Annotated in this window: 18 protein-coding genes; 6 read left to right on the top strand and 12 right to left on the bottom strand. The window is 61.3% G+C overall.

The window, feature by feature from the left end; all coding sequences use genetic code 11:
- Nucleotides 1-379 precede the first annotated feature (379 nt).
- Nucleotides 380-1,243, top strand: coding sequence for a LysR family transcriptional regulator (locus tag HBO41_RS28860; protein ID WP_058421059.1), 864 nt, complete (start codon nucleotides 380-382; stop codon nucleotides 1,241-1,243).
- A gap of 58 nt (nucleotides 1,244-1,301) precedes the next feature.
- Nucleotides 1,302-2,306, top strand: coding sequence for a LacI family DNA-binding transcriptional regulator (locus HBO41_RS28855; protein ID WP_026013875.1), 1,005 nt, complete (start codon nucleotides 1,302-1,304; stop codon nucleotides 2,304-2,306).
- Here HBO41_RS28855 and HBO41_RS28850 read toward each other — a convergent pair.
- From HBO41_RS28850 to HBO41_RS28825, 6 genes are all read right to left on the bottom strand, one after another.
- Nucleotides 2,303-3,028 carry an SDR family oxidoreductase gene (locus HBO41_RS28850; protein WP_099549978.1) on the bottom strand — a complete coding sequence of 242 codons (726 nt, stop codon included), beginning with the start codon at nucleotides 3,026-3,028 and terminating at the stop codon, nucleotides 2,303-2,305. The two genes, HBO41_RS28855 and HBO41_RS28850, sit on opposite strands and share 4 nt — an antisense overlap.
- 137 nt (nucleotides 3,029-3,165) lie before the next feature.
- Nucleotides 3,166-4,698, bottom strand: a complete 1,533-nt coding sequence (locus HBO41_RS28845) for an FGGY-family carbohydrate kinase (RefSeq protein WP_169988703.1) — start codon at nucleotides 4,696-4,698, stop codon at nucleotides 3,166-3,168.
- 3 nt (nucleotides 4,699-4,701) lie between these two features.
- Nucleotides 4,702-5,781 (bottom strand): alcohol dehydrogenase catalytic domain-containing protein, encoded by a 1,080-nt coding sequence (locus tag HBO41_RS28840; RefSeq protein WP_169988701.1) that lies wholly within the window; start codon nucleotides 5,779-5,781, stop codon nucleotides 4,702-4,704.
- Between the two features lie 26 nt (nucleotides 5,782-5,807).
- Nucleotides 5,808-6,800 carry an ABC transporter permease gene (locus HBO41_RS28835; RefSeq protein WP_017139553.1) on the bottom strand — a complete coding sequence of 331 codons (993 nt, stop codon included), beginning with the start codon at nucleotides 6,798-6,800 and terminating at the stop codon, nucleotides 5,808-5,810.
- Nucleotides 6,775-8,274, bottom strand: coding sequence for a sugar ABC transporter ATP-binding protein (locus tag HBO41_RS28830; RefSeq protein ID WP_169988699.1), 1,500 nt, complete (start codon nucleotides 8,272-8,274; stop codon nucleotides 6,775-6,777). The genes HBO41_RS28835 and HBO41_RS28830 overlap by 26 nt, the downstream gene beginning before the upstream one ends.
- A 63-nt stretch (nucleotides 8,275-8,337) precedes the next feature.
- Nucleotides 8,338-9,261: a substrate-binding domain-containing protein gene (locus HBO41_RS28825; RefSeq protein ID WP_099549975.1), complete on the bottom strand. Its 924-nt coding sequence runs from the start codon at nucleotides 9,259-9,261 to the stop codon at nucleotides 8,338-8,340.
- Nucleotides 9,262-9,583: 322 nt separating this feature from the next.
- Between HBO41_RS28825 and HBO41_RS28820 the strand changes: the two genes are divergently transcribed.
- Nucleotides 9,584-10,255, top strand: a complete 672-nt coding sequence (locus HBO41_RS28820) for a sterol desaturase family protein (RefSeq protein ID WP_138450715.1) — start codon at nucleotides 9,584-9,586, stop codon at nucleotides 10,253-10,255.
- 2 nt (nucleotides 10,256-10,257) lie between these two features.
- A complete protein-coding gene (locus HBO41_RS28815) occupies nucleotides 10,258-11,358 on the top strand; it encodes an SMP-30/gluconolactonase/LRE family protein (RefSeq protein ID WP_169988698.1) in 1,101 nt (366 codons plus the stop codon).
- Nucleotides 11,359-11,408: 50 nt separating this feature from the next.
- Here the strand turns inward: HBO41_RS28815 and HBO41_RS28810 are convergent, their stop codons facing one another.
- From HBO41_RS28810 to HBO41_RS28785, 6 genes are all read right to left on the bottom strand, one after another.
- Nucleotides 11,409-12,851, bottom strand: coding sequence for a hypothetical protein (locus HBO41_RS28810; protein ID WP_169988695.1), 1,443 nt, complete (start codon nucleotides 12,849-12,851; stop codon nucleotides 11,409-11,411).
- A gap of 123 nt (nucleotides 12,852-12,974) precedes the next feature.
- Entirely contained in the window at nucleotides 12,975-13,352 is a 378-nt protein-coding gene (locus HBO41_RS28805) for a hypothetical protein (RefSeq protein ID WP_017139558.1), read from the bottom strand.
- A 2-nt stretch (nucleotides 13,353-13,354) separates the two neighbouring features.
- A complete protein-coding gene (locus HBO41_RS28800; protein ID WP_169988693.1) occupies nucleotides 13,355-14,344 on the bottom strand; it encodes a hypothetical protein in 990 nt (329 codons plus the stop codon).
- Nucleotides 14,345-14,483: 139 nt separating this feature from the next.
- Nucleotides 14,484-15,548 (bottom strand): lipocalin-like domain-containing protein, encoded by a 1,065-nt coding sequence (locus HBO41_RS28795; RefSeq protein ID WP_169988691.1) that lies wholly within the window; start codon nucleotides 15,546-15,548, stop codon nucleotides 14,484-14,486.
- Complete coding sequence (locus HBO41_RS28790; protein WP_169988689.1) at nucleotides 15,538-18,000, bottom strand: FtsX-like permease family protein; 2,463 nt, start codon at nucleotides 17,998-18,000, stop codon at nucleotides 15,538-15,540. The genes HBO41_RS28795 and HBO41_RS28790 overlap by 11 nt, the downstream gene beginning before the upstream one ends.
- A gap of 1 nt (nucleotide 18,001) precedes the next feature.
- Nucleotides 18,002-18,658, bottom strand: a complete 657-nt coding sequence (locus HBO41_RS28785; RefSeq protein ID WP_017139562.1) for an ABC transporter ATP-binding protein — start codon at nucleotides 18,656-18,658, stop codon at nucleotides 18,002-18,004.
- 275 nt (nucleotides 18,659-18,933) lie between these two features.
- Here HBO41_RS28785 and HBO41_RS28780 point away from each other — a divergent pair, with 275 nt between their 5' ends.
- Together HBO41_RS28780 and arnT are read left to right on the top strand one after the other, a co-directional pair.
- The gene (locus HBO41_RS28780) at nucleotides 18,934-19,608 is read left to right on the top strand and encodes a histidine phosphatase family protein (protein ID WP_026013879.1); all 675 of its coding nucleotides are present in this window, start codon (nucleotides 18,934-18,936) and stop codon (nucleotides 19,606-19,608) included.
- A 187-nt stretch (nucleotides 19,609-19,795) separates the two neighbouring features.
- On the top strand, nucleotides 19,796-21,454 hold the full coding sequence (gene arnT / locus HBO41_RS28775; RefSeq protein WP_017139564.1) for a lipid IV(A) 4-amino-4-deoxy-L-arabinosyltransferase: 1,659 nt from the start codon (nucleotides 19,796-19,798) through the stop codon (nucleotides 21,452-21,454).
- Nucleotides 21,455-21,467: the final 13 nt, after the last annotated feature.

Here is a 21,467-nt window from a genome sequence, read left to right as displayed (position 1 = left end):
TTGATCTTGCTTTTGATCTGAGGCGCCCCGTTAACCACGATGGCCGAACGCAGGCTTGAATCCGTGGGTAACCCGGCAGGACGCCGGGTTAGCCGCGCTGGGCCAAGGATGGCCCATCGCGGCGGCCCACGGATTCAAGCCGGAGTGAGGGCACACCGAGCCTAAGCGAGGTGCCGAGTGGTGGGGCGAAGACCTTTTGGTTACTTTTGGCTGGGCCGGCATTCCGGGCGTTTGCCAAAAGTGACCCGCTGTAAGAGCGGAACCATAAGCCGCCGTGACCTAAATAACGGATATACACCCAGCCCCCCAACAAACCCACACACACCCCAGTTCCAAGCACATTCCATTACACTGTCCCCCATTCATCCCCGGGGGCTTCATGGACATCGAACTGGCACGCACCTTCCTCGAAATCACCCGCTGCGGCAGCCTGGCCGCGGCTGCCGAGAAACTGCACGTCACCCAGACCGCCATCACCGCACGGGTCAAAAGCCTGGAAAGCCAGTTGGGCAGCACACTGTTTGTGCGTAACCGCGCAGGCGCCAGGCTCACCGCCGATGGCGAGGCGTTTGTGGTCTACGCCAACCAATTGCTGCAAACCTGGGAAGCCGCCAAGCGCGACCTCCCGCTGCCCGATGGCTACCGCAATGTGCTGCATATCGGCGGCGAAGTCAGCCTGTGCAACCCGTTGATGCTCGGCTGGGCCAAGGCCTTGCGCGAACAGATCCCCGGCCATGCGCTGCGCACCGAAGTGCGTGAAGGTGAATACCTCTTGCGCCAACTGGAACTGGGCGTGCTCGATGCCGCGCTGGTATTCCAGCCGCAATACTGGCCTGGCCTGCAGGTCGAGCAAGTACTGGAAGAAAAACTGATCCTGGTGCAGTTAACAAGCAAACCCGCCCCTTACGTGTATATCGACTGGGGCCAGGGCTTTCGCCAGCAACACGACGCCGCGCTGCCCGACAAAGCCCGCGCCGCGTTGAGTTTCAACCTCGGGCCGCTGGCCTTGCAGTACATCCTGGAGAACGGTGGCGCCGGGTACTTCCGCACGCGGGTGGTGCAAAGCTACCTGGACAGCGGCGTCATGCAACGCGTCCCGAAAGCGCCGGAATTCAGCTTCCCGACCTATCTGGTCTACTCACGGGCGCGGGATTCGGCGGTATTGCAACAGGCGCTGGGGCTGCTGCGCGAGGTGGTCAAGGCCGAAAGCGACTGGTCACAACGCTGGGACCCGCTGATTTGAATCACCCTACGCCCGCGCGCATGCTAGCCTGCGGATGTTTCCCAGCGCAGCCTTACCGATGAACAAGAAAAAGTCCGTCACCATCAGCGACATCGCCGAACGGGTGGGCATGACCACCATCACGGTGTCCCGCGCACTGAGCAAGCCCGACCTGGTCAAGCCCGCCACCCTGGCGCGCATTCTCGAAGTGGCTCGCGAGCTGGACTACGTGCCCAATGCCTTCGCACGCGGGCTCAAGCGCAGTGAAAGCCTGATTATCGGCGTGATCACCGCCTCCGTCGACAACCCGTTCTACAGCGAGATGATCAAGGCGATTTCCCGGGAGGCGAAGAAGCACGGCTACACCATCATGCTGGTGGACACCGATGAGCTGGAAGAACTCGAAAGCAAAGCCGTCGATACCCTGCTGGGCTATCGCGTGGCGGGGATTATCTTGTCGCCGGTCTCGGACGAACCCAGCTACCAACCCGACTATCTGGAGCGCCTGGGCAACGGCAAAACTCCGGTGGTGTTGCTCGACCGCACGATCCACGACAGCCCGTTCAGCCGCGTAGTGCTCGACAACTACCACAGCGGTATCCAGGCGGCGCACTACCTGCTGCGCCAGACACCCGACCTTAAACGCCTGCTGGTGCTGACCGGCCCGGAGCACTCACGTATCACCGTGGAGCGCCTCAAAGGGTTGCGCGAAGTGCTGGCTGAACACCCCCATGTTCAGGTCGAAGTGCAGGCCGGTGACTACACGCTGATGCCGTCTTACCTGCACACTCTCGACTACCTGGCCGAGCACTCGGCGCCCGATGCAATCATGGGTTTCAACCAGTTGATCACCCTCGGCGCCCTGCGTGCCTTGCGCATGCACAACATCGCCCACGACAGCCTGACCATTTGCGGCATCGACCGCCTGCCCTTCGCCGATATCTTCGGCGTGCCGATCGCCTGCGTGGCCCACGACGCCTCACTGGCCGGCAGCAGCGCGGTACGCCTGCTGCTTGACCGCTTGCAAGACCCGTACAAGCCACGGGACAAAGTGGTGATCGCCGGCGTGCTGGAAAACGGCTAGCGGCTGGTGTAGCCGCCATCGATCGGCAGGCTCACGCCGCTGATCATGCTGGCGGCATCGCTGAGCAGGAACAGCACCGGCAATGCGACTTCCACGGTTTGTGCGAAACGCCCCAGCGGAATGGCCGCCAGCGCCGGGTCGCGTTTGGCCGGATCCGACCAGGCCTTTGTCGCCATTGGCGTAAGTGTGACCGTGGGGTTGACGCTGTTCACACGAATGCCAAAGCGCCCCCACTCGGCGCACTGCACGCGGGTGATCGCGTCCAGCGCGGCCTTTGAGGCGCAGTAGCCGAGGTGATCGTCCAGCGCCACCAGTGACGCCTGGCTTGAGACATTGACGATGCTGCCGGGGATTTTCGCTTCGATCATTTTTGCCGCCACTCGGCTGGCGACCTGTGCGGCGGCGCGGGCGTTGACCTGCATGACCTGATCGAACGCCTCCGCGCTGATGGCGGCGGCGGGCTCCAGGCGTGAGATACCGGCGCAGTTGACCAGGCCGTTCAGCGGCGGCAAGTCTGACAGGGCTTTGTCCAGGGCGATGCTGTCGGCGATATCCACGCATAAGCTGTTGCAGCCCAGCTGTGACAAGGCTTGCGCGTCGCGGCCAAGGGCGAAGACTTCGGCACCGGCGGCAATCAGCTGTTGAGCGATTTCGCGACCGATGCCGCTGCTGGCGCCGGTGACGAGAATGCGCTGGCGGGTGAAGTTGAAGGTGGTGGTCATGGTCACTTCTCGATAAACACTGAAGATCCCTGTGGGAGCTGGCTTGCCTGCGATAACAGCGTGTCAGCCAGCACATTTGGCACTGATACACCGCTATCGCAGGCAAGCCAGCTCCCACATTTTTGATCTGTGTTGGGTCAGTTGGTTTGCAGGCTATGCATGATCGGCTTGAGGGCCGGATACAGCTTCAGGTACTCGGCAAACGCCCGGTCATACGTCATGACATTCTCGCGCTTGGGCTGCGCCCGCAGTTCCAGCTGCACCCAGCCTTTGTCCATCTCGTCATCACTCACCAAGCCCACCGTATGCGCCGCCAGCAACGCTGCGCCCAAGGCCGCTTCCACCTCCTGCACAATGGTGTAGACCGGGTAGCGCGTGACATCGGCAATAATCTGCATCCACAAATCCGAATGGCTCGCGCCTCCCACCACAATCAAGCGCGGGTCCAGCGAATGCGCGCCCTGGGTACCGGCTTCAATGTTGTGGCGCAGGGCAAAACTCACGCCTTCAAGCACCGCGCGGTACAGGTGAATACGGCTGTGATACAGGTTCAGCCCGACAAAGCTGCCGCTGGCGCGGTCGTCCCATACCGGGCTGCGTTCGCCCATCAGGTACGGCAAAAACAACAAACCTTCGCTGCCCGCCGGAACCTGGGTGGCGCTCTGCTCCAGCAACACCAGGCTGTCCTGGCCGGTGGCCTGGGCCTGCTGTTCTTCGGCCTGGCAGAACTGTTCGCGAAACCAGCTGACCGACGCCCCGGCGGTGATCGCACCGCCAAAGATGTACAGGTCTCGATGGCCGTTGTAGACGTGAGGCATGCTCACCAGGCCGTGATGTGCGTCCACGTGCTGGTTCAAATACCCCCAGCACATGCTGGTGCCGATCATCGCCACATGGTTACCCGGCTGCGTAACACCCGCTGCCAATGTCGCCATCGCCGCATCCACACCGCCGGCGAGGAGTGGCGTGCCTGCCTGCAAGCCCAGGCGCGTGGCCCAGCTTTCGAGCAAACCGCCCACCACGTCACCGGAGTACACCAATCGCTCGGGCATCATGGCCTGTGGAATGCCCAATGCATCGAGCATCTCGGCGGACCAGCCGCGCGCCTTCACATCGTAAACCCCACCGATATTGCCGGCGCTGCTATGGTCCACCGCCAATTCGCCGGTAAGGCACCAGTTGATATAGCTGTTGGGCGGCAGCAGGTAGCGCGTGTCGGCCCACACCTGCGGCTGATGCTGCTTGAGCCAGAGCATCTTGGTGAAGCCGTAATAGCTGTCCACCGAGTTACCCGTTACTTCGAACAAGCGTTCCTGGTCCAGGTGCTCACACACCCACGCCACCTGCTCGCCGGCACGCCGGTCCATCCAGATAAGGCACGGGTGCAGCGGCGTCATCTGCGCGTCAACAGCAATCCCCGAACCGCCATACAGGCTGCTGATGCACAGCGCCTTGACCTGCCCGGCCGCCACACCGGACTTGGCCATGCACTGCGCCACACACGCCTCGACGGCCTCCAGCCACACCTGCGGCCATTGCTCGGCCCAGCGCACTTTCGGGGTATCGACGCGATACCCCTGGCTGTGCTGGGCGATGATCGTACCTTGACCATCCACCAGCAGCGCCTTGGTGCTCTGGGTTCCTATATCGACACCCATTACGTAGTTCATAGATCAAATCACCGGCTTCAACAGCACCTTGATCGACTTGGTCGAGTTGGCCAACGCGAAGGCCTCGGCAAAATCATCCAGCGGGAAGTCATGGGTGACGATGCCCTTGGACGTCACCAGGCCGCGCTCAAACAGGTCGATAGCGATCGGGTAGCAATACGGGCCGAGGTGCGCGCCGCGTACGTCCAGCTCCTTGCGGTCGCCGATGATCGACCAGTCGACGCTGGTTTCGGCGCCGAACACACTGAACTCGACAAAACGCCCGAGCTTGCGGATCAGGTCCAGGCCTTGGGTCACTCCGGCGGGCACGCCCGTGGTTTCGATGTACACGTCGCAGCCATAGTTATCGGTGAGGCCATTGATAATCTCGCGGGCATTGTCGCGGGACGGGTTGATCACCACGTCGGCGCCAAACTGCTTGGCCAGTTCCAGGCGCTCGTCGACCATGTCGATCACCACCAGTTTTTTCGGGGTTTTCAGCGCCGCCACCTGGACCATGCACAGCCCCAGCGTACCGGCACCGGCGATCACTACCACATCATCGAGCTGGATTTCGCCACGGTTGACGGTGTGGATCGAACACGCCATCGGCTCCACCAATGCGGAGTCTTCCAGCGACACCGACTCGGGAATCTTGTGCACGATGGCGGTCTTGGGAATGCGCATGTACTGGGCCATGCCGCCTTCGGCGACTTCACGCTGGAAGCCGAAGATATTGTGCACTTCACACATCCAGTACTTGCCCGACTTGCAGAAGCGGCACTTGCCGCACGGCACGATCTGCTCGGCGATCACCTTGTCGCCCACCGCCACTTCAAAGTGTTCCTCGGCGCCCTCGCCCACTTCTTCCACGTAGCCGAAAAACTCATGGCCCGGCACCACCGGCGCCTTGACCCACGGGTTATCGCCACCCCAGAACATCGCCGCGCCGGAATGGCACTTGCAGTCACTGGCGCAGATGCCGCAGGCGGCGATACGGATCACCAGTTCATTGGGGCGCGCCTTGGGTTTGCCGATGCGTTCCAGGCGGTAGTCTTTCGGGCCGTGGCAAACGACGGCTTGCATCTCGGTGTGCTTGTCCATGTGTTCGGTCCTTTCTTGTCAGGTGTTTATTTATGGCGCTGACGGCTGATGAAAATCGCCAGCAAAATGATCCCGCCCTTGATCACGCTCTGGACGTAGGGCGAGACCCCGAGCATGTTCAAGCCGTTATTTAGTACGCCCAGCAGCATGGCGCCGAGCAAGGTGCCGACAATGACCCCGCGCCCGCCGGCAATCGACGCACCGCCAAGGACCACTGCCGCAATCGCATCCAATTCGAACGACACGCCGGCATTCGGCTGGCCGCTCATCAAGCGTGAGGTGAGCACCAGCCCGGCAATCGCTGCGGTCAGGCCGCTGATGCCGTACACCAGCAACTTGAAGCGCGCCGCCCGCACGCCCGACAAACGCACCGCTTCTTCATTGCCGCCGATGGCGTAGATGTAGCGGCCGATGCGCGTGTGTTGCAGCAACACATAGGCGGCAAAGTATGTGACCAGCATGATCAGGATCGGCACGTCGACGCCGAACAGGCTCTGGCGGCCGAAGAAACCGAACCACTCCGGCAACCCCGAAATCGGGTAGCCGTCGGTGTACATCAGGCCCAGGCCACGGGCGATGCCCATGGTCGCCAGGGTGACGATGATCGGCGGCATGTGCAGGTAGGCGACGAACACGCCATTGCCGATGCCGAAGGCCACGCCGATCAGCAGGCCGGCGCCAATCGCCAGGCCCGGCGGCAGGCCCGCGACCATCAGCCCTGCGGTCAAGGTGCCCGACAGCGCCATCACCGGGCCTACCGACAGGTCGATGCCACCGGTGAGAATCACGCAGGTCATGCCCACCGCGATAATCGCGTTGATCGACACCTGGCGCGCAATGTTCGACAGGTTGCTGGTGGTGAGGAAGTTATCGCTGGCAAAGATCATCACCAGGGTCACCACCACCAACCCGACGAAGGGATAAAACGCCGGCGAGCGCACCAGCCGCGCCAGGTTCAGGCGCAGTCGGCGGGTGTCGCCGGTATTAATGGACCTATTCACTTGAGCCCCCTGTTGCATGGCGCATGACCTCTTGTGGGTTGACGGCGGCCGCTTCCAGCAGCTTGACGATGGCGCCCTTGTGGAACACGGCGACGCGGTCGCACATGCCAATGACTTCGGGCAGTTCGGAAGAAATCATGATGATCGCGTAGCCTTGTTCGGTGAGGCTGCGCATCAGGGCGTAGATCTGCGCCTTGGCGCCGACGTCGATGCCGCGTGTGGGTTCATCGAACACCAGCACGTCGCAGTGGTGGTTGATCCAGCGTGCGATCACAACCTTTTGCTGGTTGCCGCCGCTGAGGTTGAACACCCGGCTTTCGCCGCTGGGCGCCTTGATCGACAGCTGGCGCATCAGCGCGTCGACGCTGGCGCACTCTTTGCTCTTGTCGATCAGGCCCGTGGCGTTCTGGTATTTGGGCAGGTTGTTCAGGGAGATGTTTTCGCGAATGCTGAAATCGGTGATCAGCCCTTCGCTCTTGCGGCTTTCCGGGAGCAGGCCGATGCCGTGGGCCAAGGCTTGCGCCGGGTCATCCAGGCTGACTTTCTCGCCGCGCAGCCACACGTCTTTGCTCACCGACGGCAGTGCGCCCATCATGCCCAGCGCCAGCTCAGTGCGACCGGAGCCGACCAGCCCGGCAAAGCCGAGGATCTCGCCCTTGTGCAACTGAAAGCGGTTGTGCGGGCCGTTGCGTACCAACTGGATGCCCTTGACCTCCAGCAACAGCGGGCCACGCTCCTTCGTGGGTTTGGGTGGAAAACTGTTTTCCAGGCGCCGGCCGACCATCATTTCGACGAGCCGGTCGATATCGCTGTCGGCCACATCGGTCACGCCTACGTTACCGCCATCGCGCAGCACGCTGATGCGGTCGCACACCTGGAAAATCTCCTCCAGGTGGTGAGAGATAAAGATCACCGCCACACCCTGGCGCTTGAGTTCGCGCATGATCTCGAACAGCAGTTCGGCTTCGCTGGGCGTGAGCGTAGCGGTCGGTTCATCGAGTACCAACAGGCGCGCATCCAGGGCCAGGGCCTTGGCGATTTCGACGAATTGCTGCTCGGCCACGCTCAGGTGCTTGATCGCACATTGCAGGTTGATACTCACGCCCAGGCGCTTGAACAACGCCTGGCTGGCCTCGACCATTTCACGTTTGCGCAGCAGGCCGAAGCGGTTGCTCAACTCATGCCCGAGGAAGATGTTTTCCACCGCCGTGAGATAGGGAATCAGGCTGAATTCCTGGAACACAATGCCGATACCGGCGGCGATCGCATCGCGGTAAGTGGCAAACTTTTGCACCTGGCCATCGATTAAAATCTGCCCTTCGTCCTGATGCTCGACGCCGCCGAGGATCTTCATCAGGGTCGACTTGCCCGCGCCATTTTCACCCAGCAACGCATGGATTTCGCCGCGTTCGACCTGCAGGTTGATGGACTTGAGGGCTTGTACGCCCGGATAGCGCTTACAGATATTTTCCAGCTTCAGAAGACTGCTCATGCCGCCGACCTCGTATTCAGAAGGAGACCTCAAGCCCCACGGTTCACGTGGGGCCGGGGCGATTTACCAGCTGAAGTCCTTGGCCTTGGCCTGGTCGATCAAGGTGATGTCGACGGGAATGGTGGCCGGCACTTGCGAGCCCCACTTCTTGGCCAGGGCGATGCCCAGAGCCAGGCGGATCTGATCGCGCGGGTATTGCGCCGAGGTGGCGATGAACTTGCTACCGGGCTTCTGGATCGCCTTGATGGCTTCCGGTGCGCCGTCGACGCTGACCAGTTTTACGTCCAGGCCGCTGGCTTCGATGGCCGACAGTGCGCCGAGGGAGCCGTTGTCATTCACGCTGAAAATACCCTTGAGGCCCGGCTGGGCCTGCAGCATGTTTTCGGTGACGGTCAGCGCCTGGTCACGTTCCTGCTTGCCATTCTGGATACTCACGATCTTGATGTCCGGGTGCTTGGCCACCGCTTCTTTGCAGCCGCGCACACGCTCAAGGATCGGCACCACGGCGATGCCGTCGAGGATCGCAATATTGCCTTTGTCGCCGATGTTCTTGGCCAGGTATTCACAGGCCTGGAAGCCGGCGTCGAAGTTTTTTGAACCGACAAAGGAGTCCAACGGGCCGTCGGCCTGGGCGTCCACTGCGACCACGACCACACCTGCGGCGTGCGCAGATTTGACCGCCGATTGCACGCCAACCGAGTCGGTGGGGTTGATCAGCAGAATATCGATGCCCTTTTGCAGCATGTCTTCGACATCGCTGACCTGCTTGGACACGTCGTGGCGGGCATCGGTAATGATCAGCTTCGCACCGATGGTCGCGCCGGCTTCTTCCAGGGCGTTTTTCATGGTGACGAAATAGGGGTTGTTGATTTCCTGGAAGGAAGCGCCGATGCGGATGGGCTTGGCGGCGTCGGCAAACGCTGCGCTGGTTGCGCCGAGGGTGATGCTGACAGCCAGTAAACACAGGGTTTTCGGGAGCATTTTCATGGCGTGGTTCTCTGTTTTGTTTTTATTTTTAGAGCAAATGTTATCGATAACATTTTGCGAGAAGCTAGCAAGTAAATCAGGCCTGTGCAAGCCCCCGTCGGTCGCCCGCGGTTCAAGTGTGGGAGCTGGCTTGCCTGCGATAGCATCTACTCGCTCTACCTGACACACCGAGGTGTCTGCATCCCAGGCAAGCCAGCTCCCACAAAAGCCTGTTTCCACACAAGCCAGCTCCCACACTTGAACCGCGTACTGCGCAAAAACTCGCACTATCTCGCGTACCAACTAAGCTCAGGCTCCAACAAAAAAACCAGAGCGTGCCGCCATGGCCCATCCCACCGAGACCTTCCGCGCCGGCTACCGCGCCGCCGTGAGCGCCCGTTACAACCCCTGGCTGCACGCCAGTTTCGTGCTGGGCTACGGCCTTGTCTGCATCGCCCTGGCCTGGTCCTCCACCGCGCACATCACTGCGCTCCAGTGGCTGACCGTGCCGCTGACGCTGGTGTTTTTCAACCTGTGCATCTACCTCGTACACCGCCACCTCGGCCATCACAAACACAGCCTGGCCCGGCTGTTCTATGCGCGCCACACAGGTGACCACCACAGTTTCTTTACTCCCGGCCACATGACCTATGACAGCCCGCGAGACTGGCGTGTGATTCTATTCCCGGCCTGGCTGATCGTGCTGCACAGCCTGACGATCACCCTGCCCGCCTGGTGGCTGCTCAAACAATTGAGCCCCAACGTCGCCGGGTTGTTTGCCGGGTGCATGATCCTTGGGTATTTACTTTACGAAGTGTTTCACGCCTGCGAACACCTGCCCGCCGAGCACCCGGTGGCGCGCTTGCCATGGATTCGCCAGATGCACCAATTGCATGCCCTGCACCACCGCCGTGAGCTGATGCAGGGGCGCAACTTCAATATCGTCCTCCCCCTGATGGATTACCTGTTCGGCACCCTGCACTGGGAGCCGAACGCCCACGACAACCAGGAATAGTCATGAGTACCCGCCCCAAAAAACTGCGCCATTTGCTGTTCGTACTGCTGCTTGCAGTCATCGCTTTTCTGCTGCTGATGCCCACCAAAGTGCAACCGGTGAACTGGTCGCCGCCCAAGGCGCCCTCGCTCAAAGACGGCGCCTACGCCGAAAACCAGCGGCTCAAGGGTATTGAAAAAATCGGCGCGCAGGACATCGCCGGCCCCGAAGCCTTGCTGCTCGACCCCCAGGGCTTTCTGATCAGCGGCCTGCAAGACGGGCGCATCATCCGCACCTCGCCGGACAGCCACACGCTGGAAGTGCTCGCCAACACCGGCGGCCGCCCGCTCGGCCTGGCGTTGCACCCGGATGGGCGCTTGATCATTGCCGATGGGGTCAAGGGGTTGCTTGCCCTGGATGCCAATCGCCAACTCAAGCCATTGAGCAGCAGCGCTGACGGCGTACCCTTTGGCCTCACCGACGATGTGACCGTCGATGCCAGCGGGCGCTATGCCTACTTCAGCGACGCATCAAGCCGCTGGGGCTATGGCCAGGACGGCACAGCAGTGATTGAGCATGGTGGCGACGGCCGGTTGCTGCGCTATGACTTCAGCAACGGCACCACAGAGGTGTTGCTGGACCGGCTGCAATTTGCCAATGGCGTGACCCTGGGGCCGGATGAAAACTACGTACTGGTGAATGAAACCGGCGCCTACCGTATCAGCCGCTACTGGCTCAAGGGCGAGCGCAGCGGCACCCATGACCTGTTTATCGACAACCTGCCGGGCCTGCCGGACAACCTCAGTTTCAATGGCCGCGATCGCTTCTGGGTTGCCCTGTATTCGCCGCGCAACCCGTTGCTGGACGGTTTCGCCGGCTACCCGCTGTTGCGCAAGGTGATGGTGCGCGCACTGATGGTGGTGCCCAAGCCCATCGAGCGTAAAGCCTTTGTGCTGGGGCTGGACATCGATGGCAAGGTCATCGCCAACTTGCAGGATGGCACTGAGGGCAATTTCTCGCCGGTCACTACCGCACGCGAATACGGCGACTGGTTGTACCTGGGCTCGCTCACAAGTACCAGCATGGCGCGCCTGCCGTTGAAGCTGGCGCTGGCCGGCGAATAACAAAAAGGGGCAGCCTGTTCAGGCTGCCCCTTCTGATTTACATCACGGTATCAATGGATGATGTCTTGGGTGCAGATGTGCCCAAAGGTCACATACTGCACGTTATCACCGCCGACACCCACGCCCGGGAACTCGTCCAGCTCGATACGCCAGCCGCCGAAGTTGAAGGTGGTGTCCCAGGTGTACTGCACGCCGGTGCTGCTGTCCGGGTACTGCACACGGTTATCGCCAAAGCAGGTACCGAGCGCAGCACTGGCCTGGGATGTGCCGGCACTGTTGGTGGTGGCCTTGAAGTCGGTCCAATGAAACTCGGTGCCCTCAAAGCGCTTGTCGACACGCAGCACAGGTGTGACGCCCAGCAGTGGCGCGCCCGTGGAGTCAGACCAATTGGTGGTCCAGTTCAATGTGCGCCCCGCCTGCGTCGCCATCCAGAATATCGATGCCGGCACCCGCACGATGTTGTCACCGGTTACCTGCGAGGTGTTCAGCCGTGGCGCAGAACCGAGGCTCAACTTGTAATATTTGCTTGGATCCTGCGTCACGGCCGGGTTGGCCCGCACACGCACCTTGACCGTCGTACCCGGCGTGACGCTCGGGTAGGTGGACGTAGAGCCGGCCGGTACGACGATCCAGTTGACGCCATCAAAGCGCTCGAAGATCCACTGGTTACGGCTGCCACTGTCATCGCCTGCCAGGTACATGCTCACGGCCTGGCCACGCACGGCCTTGAAGTCGAAGTAATCGACGTCGTTGGCGTTGTCGAGGTTGCCGCTCACCTTGTTCATGGTGTCCGGCAGCGCAAAAGCATCTTGCGGCGTGTCATTGGGCTCGAAGGCATCGATGTTGGTGTCTGCCGCCACGCCGAAACTGAACTGCGCGTTGGTGGCGGTCTTGGCCACCATGTACCAGTAGTAGTCACCAGCCGGCAGCACGCCGTCGATGTATTCATCGGCATTGCCGGCGTTATCAGCGGTGGCCAGCAGTTGCAGGTTGCCTTGGCCGTCGTCGCGGAACAGGCTCAGCGACATGTCGGCGCCGGCACTCTGGTTGATCAACTGCACCAGCACCCGCGCGCTTTTTGGCAGGTTGAAGTGGTAAGGGAAATCCTGGCCCGTTTGCACTTCGCTGATGGTGTAGAGGGTGTTGATATCCAGGGTCGGAAACAGCGGAACAAAGTCGGCGACCGCTGCACTTTTCAGCTCGCTCTGATTCGGCTTTTTCAACGTGCCGATAACGGTGTTGAACGGAGCGGATTTGGCAGCCTTGGTAGCCGCCTTGGCCTTGCCGTCCCGTGCATCCAGCAGCTTTTGCCGCAGCGCCTCCGAAATCGGCACCGCAGTGAGCGTGCCGCCAGGTTTGAGCGCGTCAATCTCGCTTTGGCTGACTGTGCCGGGGGTGAGTTTGGGAAGGTTCAGGTCGGCCAGGGCAGAGGCCGAGATAAAGCAGGAGGCCATCATGGCCGCGCCCAGCATAAGGGCTTTGGTTGGTTTCATTTTTTATCCATCCATAGTTAAAAAATTGAAGCTCAGGTGATCGGTGACATCCGGTCACCTGGGATGGAATGTAGAACAATACTGTATGCATGAACAGTATTTTTTAGAAAAAATTAACCTCCTTCAAATAGGTAAGTCACCCCACCTGCGCCAAACGGACCAGACCACGGTTGTGATCAGCCAGGTAAACCCCAGGTAATAGGGCCATAACACCCAGCGTTTGAGCGCTAAAGGCACAGACGCCAGTTCGGCCTCGGTCACAACACCGGCTTTCACGTGGCGCTTTGAATCGGACAGAAACTCAAAAATCAGCAACATGCGGTACTGCCTGTCAATCCACTCCTTTCGTCTCCAAAAACGTTTGTTGCCACGAACCCGCTCGTTGTGACTGAAGTAACTTTCCACCTCATCGAGTTTTGTATATTCGGCAAAAAGCATCAGCCCCAGAACGACGAACATCCAAACAAACCACACAATTGAGTAGACCAGAAAAAAATCCATGGTTACGCGCCCTCTGGCTCGAAGATCAAATCACCATTGACCTCCAGGATTTTCCCACCCAGAAGCGCTCCATAATCACCACCTTCATTGCCTACGCCATACCCTCCAGCGGCGCCTCCAATAACGCCACAGGCAAGCGCACCATTCCCCTTCATAGAAATACCCAACACAATGTTGCATGCACGACGAGCGATGGCTGCACCATATTTTCCGCCCACAGCGGCACCTGCCACCGCCCCCACCAACCTTCCCGTTTCCACATACCTCGCCCTTCTACATTGCGCCTCCCTTCCCATCCCGCACGCCTCCTTGATCTCTAATCCTGCTGCTCCCACATCCAATGCCAACCCCACATAAGTGCCCTTCCCCAACCACTTCGACACCTGCGCCACGTCCCCGACCCGCTGCGCATACCCCGCAATCTCACCCTTATGCAGAAAGCTTTTGGTCGATATCCCTAGCACCTTCTTCAACGATTGATTGCCCCGCAACCCCGTGCCAAACCTCGCCGCGCCTTGCAGTTGCGCGTCCAACTGCCGAAACAGCCTTTGGCGCTGACGAGCAAACTCTCCCCGCTCCAACCCACCGCCCTTCAACCGCTGATGCAAGCGCTCAATCGCTTCCAGGGTCTGCGCCACCTCATCCAGATGCCGTGCCCACGCCGACGTGGCGCTGCCGATACCAATCGAGCCGTTCGCCAGCAAGCTCTGCAGCAAATCGTAGTTATTGATTACCGCCGAACCGGCCGATGGCTCCAGCCCCCAGCGAATCTGCTCGCCATAACGCATCAACCAAGCTTCTTCACTGCGACAGCTGAAGCTGAAGTCGTCAGGGATAATTACCAGTTGCCCCGGTGTTACCAGGCCAGTACGTAAGTGCCGGTTCAACACGTCAAAGTGATCAGAACGCTGACGATTTGGCGCCCCGCCCATCGCCCTGGATTTCAAACTGCCGTAGTCCGTTGTGCGGTCATTGATGAACCCCTGCGCCATGCCTTCCATCCCGGATGCAATGAAGATGGCGTCGGAATATAGGCAAGCACAGGCGGCCCGCACACAAGGGCGGGCGCGGGAAATCACATTTGGGAAGTTGCCTACTCGGCAGAGAAAAATCGCCTACAAAAACCCGCGATTAATACCCGGTCATCTCCAGATACCCCACACCACCGTCAAACTGCACCGGCCCTTCCCAGTACGGGATGCTCAGGTTCATCCACGCCTTCGGGTTGACGGCCTGGGGCGTGATATCCAGTTGCTTGCCGGGAATTTTCAGTGACCAGCGCGTAGGAACAGTGCGCCCGTCAACCTCGGTGGTGGCCAGCGGTGTGAGTTGAATATCGGCGTTATGCAGGGTCTGGGTGTGCCCTTGCTGGTCGATCCAGGTGCCGGTCAGGTAACCCGTGCCGTCCTTTTGCCGCACGCGAAACAGCATCAACTGCTCGCCACGGTCCAGGTGCAGGGAGAACCAGTCCCAGCCGGTCTGGCTCGCGGCCAGGGGCTGGCTGCTCCATTCGCGGTCGAGCCAGGCCGGGCCGCTGACCTGGTAGGTGGTGCCGTCGAGAGTGACATTGCCTGCTGCGGTAAAAAACGGCTGGCTGTAGTAGTAGGACGCCTGGCCTTGATCGGATTTGCGGCTGTAGCCGTTTTCACCCTGCAGCACCAATGGGCGGCTGGAAGTCAGTTGCAAGTCGTAGGCAAACTGTGGGCCTGTGGCCTTGAGTTGCATATCGGCCAAGGCGCTGGCGGCATCGGGCCGGGTGGCAAAACTCCAATCGTCGAGCCAGGCAGTGAATGGCGCTGCCTGGGCGCCGGCCTGGCCAACACCGCCACGGGCGTAGCGCTCGGCGGCGTAATGCCGGGTGGCGGAGGTGACGGCGGCGTGGCCCAGCCAGATCGTCGAGTCACGCCAGCCCGCATGTACCGGCCCGGCCTTGAGCGCGTTGCGAAACAACGTCCATTGCACGCCGAACACATGGCCTTGGGCATCCTTGAGGTTGGCGGTGACGTACCACCATTCGATGCGAAAGCCGGGGTGCGGGCCGTGGTCTTCGGGAAAGCTGAAGACCTTGCCAGGCACCACCTGGGCGAAATCCGCCGCTTCACTGCCAAGGCCGGCGAAGCTTTCCTGCGGCGCGGGGGCTTTGTCGCAGGCGGTCAATAGCAACACGGCGGCCCAGCACCAGGGGTTAATCTTCATGGGCAAAGATCCTCAGCAAATCCGTCGGGCGGCTGCGGTACAACTGCCACAGCGGCCAGGCCGAGGCCAGCAGCGTGGCAAGCATCGCCAGCCCCAGCAATTGCGCCAGCTGCCACGGGAACACTTGCAATGGCAGGCGCCAGCCGAACGCCTGCACATTGATCACCGCGTCCAGGCACCAGGCCAGCAGCAGGCCCAAGGGTAAGGCCAACACCAGCGTCAACACCGCCAGCAGCCAGGTTTGGCCGAGGTTGAGCAGCATCAGTTGCCGGCGCGTCACGCCCAGCGCCCACAGCGGTGCGAGTTGGCCAAGGCGGCTTTGGCTCTGGGTCAGCAGGCTGATAAACAGCGCCACACCGGCGACACCCAGGGTCAGGCTGTTGAGTGCCGCGGTGGCGGCGAAGGTGCGTTCGAACACCTGGCTCGACCAGCCTTTGAGCTGCTGCTGATCGACGATGCGGCTGTCCTCCAGGGCAAAGGCGCGCCGCACCTCCTGCACCAGCGCCGGCACATTGCCGGGCAGTACGCGCAGGTTGAAGCGCGCCGGTGCCAGGCCCGGCCAGTGCGCCAGCAGGTGTTGCGAATTGACCAGCAGATGGCCCTTGGGGTTGCCGTAGTCAGCGTAAACCCCCACCACTTTTGGCGACCACACGCCTTGCGGCGTGGGGAGCTTGATGGCGTCGCCCAGGCCCACCTTCAAGCGGCGCGCCAATTGCTCGCTGAGCATCACGCTATCGCCCTGCAACAGTTGATCCCAGGGTGTGCTGGCGGCTTGCAGCAGCGGCCAGTGCTGGCGATAGGTCGGATCGTCGACCACCCCGAACACATCCGCCGGCCAGCCCTGCAATTGCACCGCCACCTGCCAGGTGGGCAGCACCGCCTGCACCAGCGGTTGCCGCGCCAACCAGGTGGAAATCTGCTCGGCCTGGGCCGGGTTTTGCGGGTTGAGGTACAGCTCGGCGGTAAGGCGTTGTTCCAGCCAGTTATTGAACGTCTGGCGAAACCCCGAAGTCATGGAGCCCGCACCAATGTTCGCCGCCAGGGCCAACAGCAACGCCATCAGCGCCAGGCTCAAGGCCGGCAACTGCTGGCGGCAGTCGGCAAGAAACCACTGGCCCAACACCGAACGGCTACGTCCAAGCACCGCCGTCAACAGGCCATTGAGCACCACCGGCAGGCCGAGCGCCGCGCCCAGCAGCAAGGCTGCCATGAGCACAAACCCGGCAGTGAGGCTGTTGCCCCACCACAGCGCCAGCATTGCAATCGCCAACGCAGTAGCCGCCACCCAACCCTGACGTCGCAGCCAACGCCGGTGCGCCTCGTGCCAGGCCTGGGCATTGGCCAGCGCCAGCAAGGGCAAACGCGACGCGCGCCACAGGCTGCTGGCGCCCGCCAGCAGCGCGCCGAGCAGGCTCAAGCCCAAGCCGGCCAGCCACCACCACGGGCTGAGGTTTAATTGGCCCGCCACCTCGGCGCCATACAGCCCGCGCAGGCTGGCGGCCACATCCGGGAGCAACAGGCTGGCCAGCAGGTAACCACTGATCACACCCAACACGCCACCCAGCAACGACAACACGCCCAGCTCAACCGCCAGGCTGACGATCAGCAGGCGCGCGCTGACCCCGCAGGCACGCAAGGTACGCAGCAAGCCACGGCGTTGCTCCAGGGCCAGGCCGATGGCGGCGTGGACAATAAACAGGCCGACTACAAAGGATAAAAAACCCAAGGCATCGAGGTTCAGGTGAAAGCTCTCGGTGAGGCGCGAGAGGTTGTTGTCCTCGCCTTGCTTGAGTTGCAGCGCGGCGGGAGGCGTCGGGTGGGTGGCGGCAAAGGCCTTGTCCACCAGCAGGCGCGACAGACGCCCCGGCATGTCCAATAACGGTTGGGCGAAGCCGATATCGGTCAGCAACAGGCCGGGAGCCATGTCAGGCTGAACCTGCAATGGTGGCAACCGTTGGCCGTTCGCCGTCAACGGTCGCGCACCGGCCTGCAACCCCAACGCCTGCAAGGTTTGCGCGGCGATCCAGGTTTGCCCAGGCGGGTTGAAAAACCCGAGCATCTGCGCCTGGCTCAAGCGCTGCCCCGCCACCGCACCGCCACCGGGCAAGGACAATGGCTCGATGCCCATCAATTGCAGGCGCAGATCTTCATGCCCCTTGAGCTGCAGCCGCCCCTGCACCACCGGCGACACCGGCCAGCCGGCGCGGCGCAGTTCGGCAAACAGCGCTTGCGGGAAGCTCGCGCTGTCCGGCGCAGTCAGGCTGGCTTGGGGCTCACCGCCGATCAATTGGCTGGCACGTGCATAGCTGTCGCGCGCCTGGCTGTTAAGGGCTTGCACGCCGGTCAACAACGCGGTGGCCAGCCACAAGCCGGTGAGCACGCTGAAGAACTGCACCGGGTGTCGTCGCCAATGGCTCAACAATGCGCGCAGTGCCCAATAAAATACCCTCATCTCATGCGACCACACGACCACGCCGCAACACCACCTGGCGGTCCAGGCGCGCGGCGATGCGCGGGCTGTGGGTGACCATCAACAGGCTGGTGGGGCTGTCTCGCAGCAGGTCCAGCAGCAATTGCAGCACGTCATCGCTGGTGGCCTCGTCGAGATTGCCGGTGGGTTCATCCGCCAGCAACAAGCCGGGGCGCGAGGCCAACGCACGGCCCACCGCAACCCGCTGCTGTTGGCCGCCGGAGAGTTGTTCGGGATAACGCTTGAGCAAATCGCCCAGGCCCAGGCGCTCAACCAGTTGCGCCTGCCATTGCGGGTCGAAGCGCCCGGCCAGACGTGCCTGGAACGCCAGGTTGTCGTCGACACGCAAACTGCCGATCAGGTTGAACTGCTGGAACACCAGGCCGATTTCGGTACGCCGCCAATGCGCCAGTTGCGCCTCGCTCAGTTGGTCCAGGCGCTGCTCGCCCACCTGAACAGTGCCACTGTCCACACGGTCGAGCCCGGCGACCAGATGCAGCAACGTACTTTTTCCGCTGCCGGACTCGCCCATCAGCGCCAGGCTGCTACGCTCTCCCAGGTACAGGTCGACACCCGCCAGCACCGGCAGTGGACCTTGCGGGGTGGCGTAGCTTTTAACAACACCTTGCACCTGCAACATAAACACGCTCGTTTAAAGGACTGCAAACGAGCATAACGGCTGGTTGACGGCCCCACGCAAATTTTTCACATGGATTTCACCGCTTGCCCACCCTCGCCCCTCTAAATTGCCCGCCATGCGTCGCTAGACGGCAACTTGTTAGTTACCGCCCACGGCAACTTTTAACCGTCGGATGTTCAGCCAAAAGACAGCAGCGCTATGACACGCTCCGCTTCAACTACGGGCATCCGTCAGTGCGTTGCGCCTATTTGAATAAAACACTGAAGACAGTGCCCATGGTGAATGATGTGGTTGACCTTACCCTGACCAAACCGCGCTCACGCCGGGGCTATCTCAAGCGCCTGCGAAAGTGGTGGGCGGGCCTTGCCGTTATCGGCTTGCTGCTCGCCGGTTTCCTGGTGTGGCCGTTCTCGCCGCGCGACCTGAGCGTCGGCAATCGCCTGCTGACCTCGCAAGTGCTGCCGGCCTGGCGTAATGGCGACCTGATCGTGCTGGTGCGTCACGAAGAGCGCTGCGACCGCTCGCCCAATGCCTGCTTCGGCGCACCTGAAGGCCTGACGACCGTCGGCACCCAACGCGCTGAAGAAGTGGGCAAGGCCTTCAAACTACTGGGCCTGGAAAACAGCGACATCGTTGCCAGCCCGGCCTTGCGCACGGTACAGACCTCGCACTTCATGTTCGGCAAAGCCGAGCTGACCGCTGGGGAAAAGACCATCTGTGGCGAGGACATCGATGAAGAACTGCTCAGCCGCAAACGACCTGGTCGTAACCTCGTTTTTGTCACCCACAGCGGCTGTATTGCCGACTTCGAAAGCGCCCTGGGCTACCCCCATGCGACGTTCTCCGAGTACGGCAGTGCCCTGTTCGTGCGCGTACTGGCCAACGGCAAATTCGAGACGCTTGGCATCATGAAAGGCCCCGCCTGGGCCGCCGTACTTAAAAAGCTATAGACACTTTTTTACCTATAACTTTCTTCATGTTCAGCAAAACGACAGCCCTGTTCTGGCATGTTCAACTGCGCCCGCTACTATTGGACGTCATGAATACTTTCATCGACTTAGTGAACTTAGTGATTCTTCCTACAAACTTTTACACATCTGCTTACTTCGCCATTAAACGTCAAGGAGCGACGTTTTCATGACTCGACTGCTTAAACCCTTACCTCTATTGCTATTGGCCTTCGCGGTATTCTATCTACTGCCCATGGGCCTGCACGGTTTGTGGATCCCGGATGAAACCCGCTACGCCCAGATCAGCCAGGAAATGCTCCAGAGCGGCAACTGGGTCGCACCGCACTTCATGGGTGTGCGCTATTTCGAAAAACCTGCCGCCGGCTATTGGCTGATCGCCCTCGGGCAGGCGGTGTTCGGCGAAAACCTGTTCGGTGTGCGTGTGGCTTCGGCCTTGACCACCGGCCTGAGCGTGGTGCTGGCCTACCTTATCGCCCGCCGCCTGTGGAACGACCCACGCAAAAGCTTCGCCTGCGCCCTGCTCTACATGAGCTTCGGGCTGGTGGCTGGGCAAGCAGGTTATTCCAACCTCGATCCGCAATTCACCTTCTGGGTCAACCTCAGCCTGGTAGCGCTGTGGTTTGCCCTCGACAGCCGCACGCCGCGTAGCCGCCTGGGTGCCTGGGCAGTGTTGGGCGTGGCCTGCGGCATGGGCTTTATGACCAAGGGCTTTCTGGCCTGGCTGTTGCCCGTGCTGATCGCCGTGCCCTATATCCTCTGGCAGCGCCGCCTGGGCGAATTGTTGCGCTACGGCCCGCTGGCCATTGTGGTCGCCGCGATCTTGTGTGTGCCGTGGGCCTTGGCCATTCACTTGCAGGAGCCTGACTACTGGCGTTTCTTCTTCTGGCACGAGCATATCCGTCGCTTCTCTGCCGACAATGCCCAGCATGCGCGGGCCTGGTGGTTCTTCCTGCCGATCATGGTGGTCGCCTGCCTGCCCTGGGCGGCGTTGCTGCCAGCCACACTGATCAAAACCTGGAAAGACAAAGCCCAGCCGGCCATCGTGTTCCTGGCCCTGTGGTTGCTGTTGCCCCTGGCCTTCTTCAGCATGAGCCGCGGCAAATTGCCGACCTACATCATGCCGTGCCTGCTGCCACTGGCCTTGTTGATGGGCCACGCGCTGATCGACTTGATCCAGCAAGGCAAGGCCCGCGCGATCCTGATCAACGGGCTGGTAAACGCCGTGATTGGCCTGGCGGCGATGGTGGCATTGATCTACCTGCAAATCAGCAACCCGATGTACGGCAACAGCCACGCGGAGATGTTCAGCCTGTCCCTGGCGTTTATCGTATTGCTGGCCTGGATCCTCGCCAACCTGCTGCAAGCGCTGCGCCCGCTGACCCTGTGGGCAATGCCGGCACTGGGCATCGGTTTGCTGGTGGCGTTGCTGCCGGCGGGCATGCCGGAAATGATCACCGATACCGAAATGCCCGACCAGTTCGTGCTTGAGCATCTGGACGAATTGCAACAAACCCATGCTTTGATCAGCAACGAGTTGGGCTCGGCGTCGGCCTTGTCCTGGCGCCTGGGTCGCACGGAAGTGGCGTTTTACGACACCGAAGGCGAGCTGCGTTATGGCCTCAAGTACGCCGACTCGGTGCACCGCAAGGTCGACCTGGACAGCGTGCAGACCTGGCTTGCGCAGGCGCGCCAGCAAGGTTCGGTCGGTGTGCTGATGCGCGTGCGCAGCACCAGCGAACACCGCGAAGAAGGGCAACTGCCACCGGGTGGCAAGCGCTATCGCAAAGGCGCCCTGCTCTTGATTATTTATCCGCAGCTTCCTTAACGTTACGTCTGCC

The sequence above is a fragment of the Pseudomonas sp. WS 5146 genome (genome assembly GCF_012985495.1).
Classification (GTDB): Bacteria; Pseudomonadota; Gammaproteobacteria; order Pseudomonadales; family Pseudomonadaceae; genus Aquipseudomonas; species Aquipseudomonas edaphica.
Note: the sequence above shows the minus strand (reverse complement) of the source record. Positions and strands in the feature narration are given on the sequence as shown.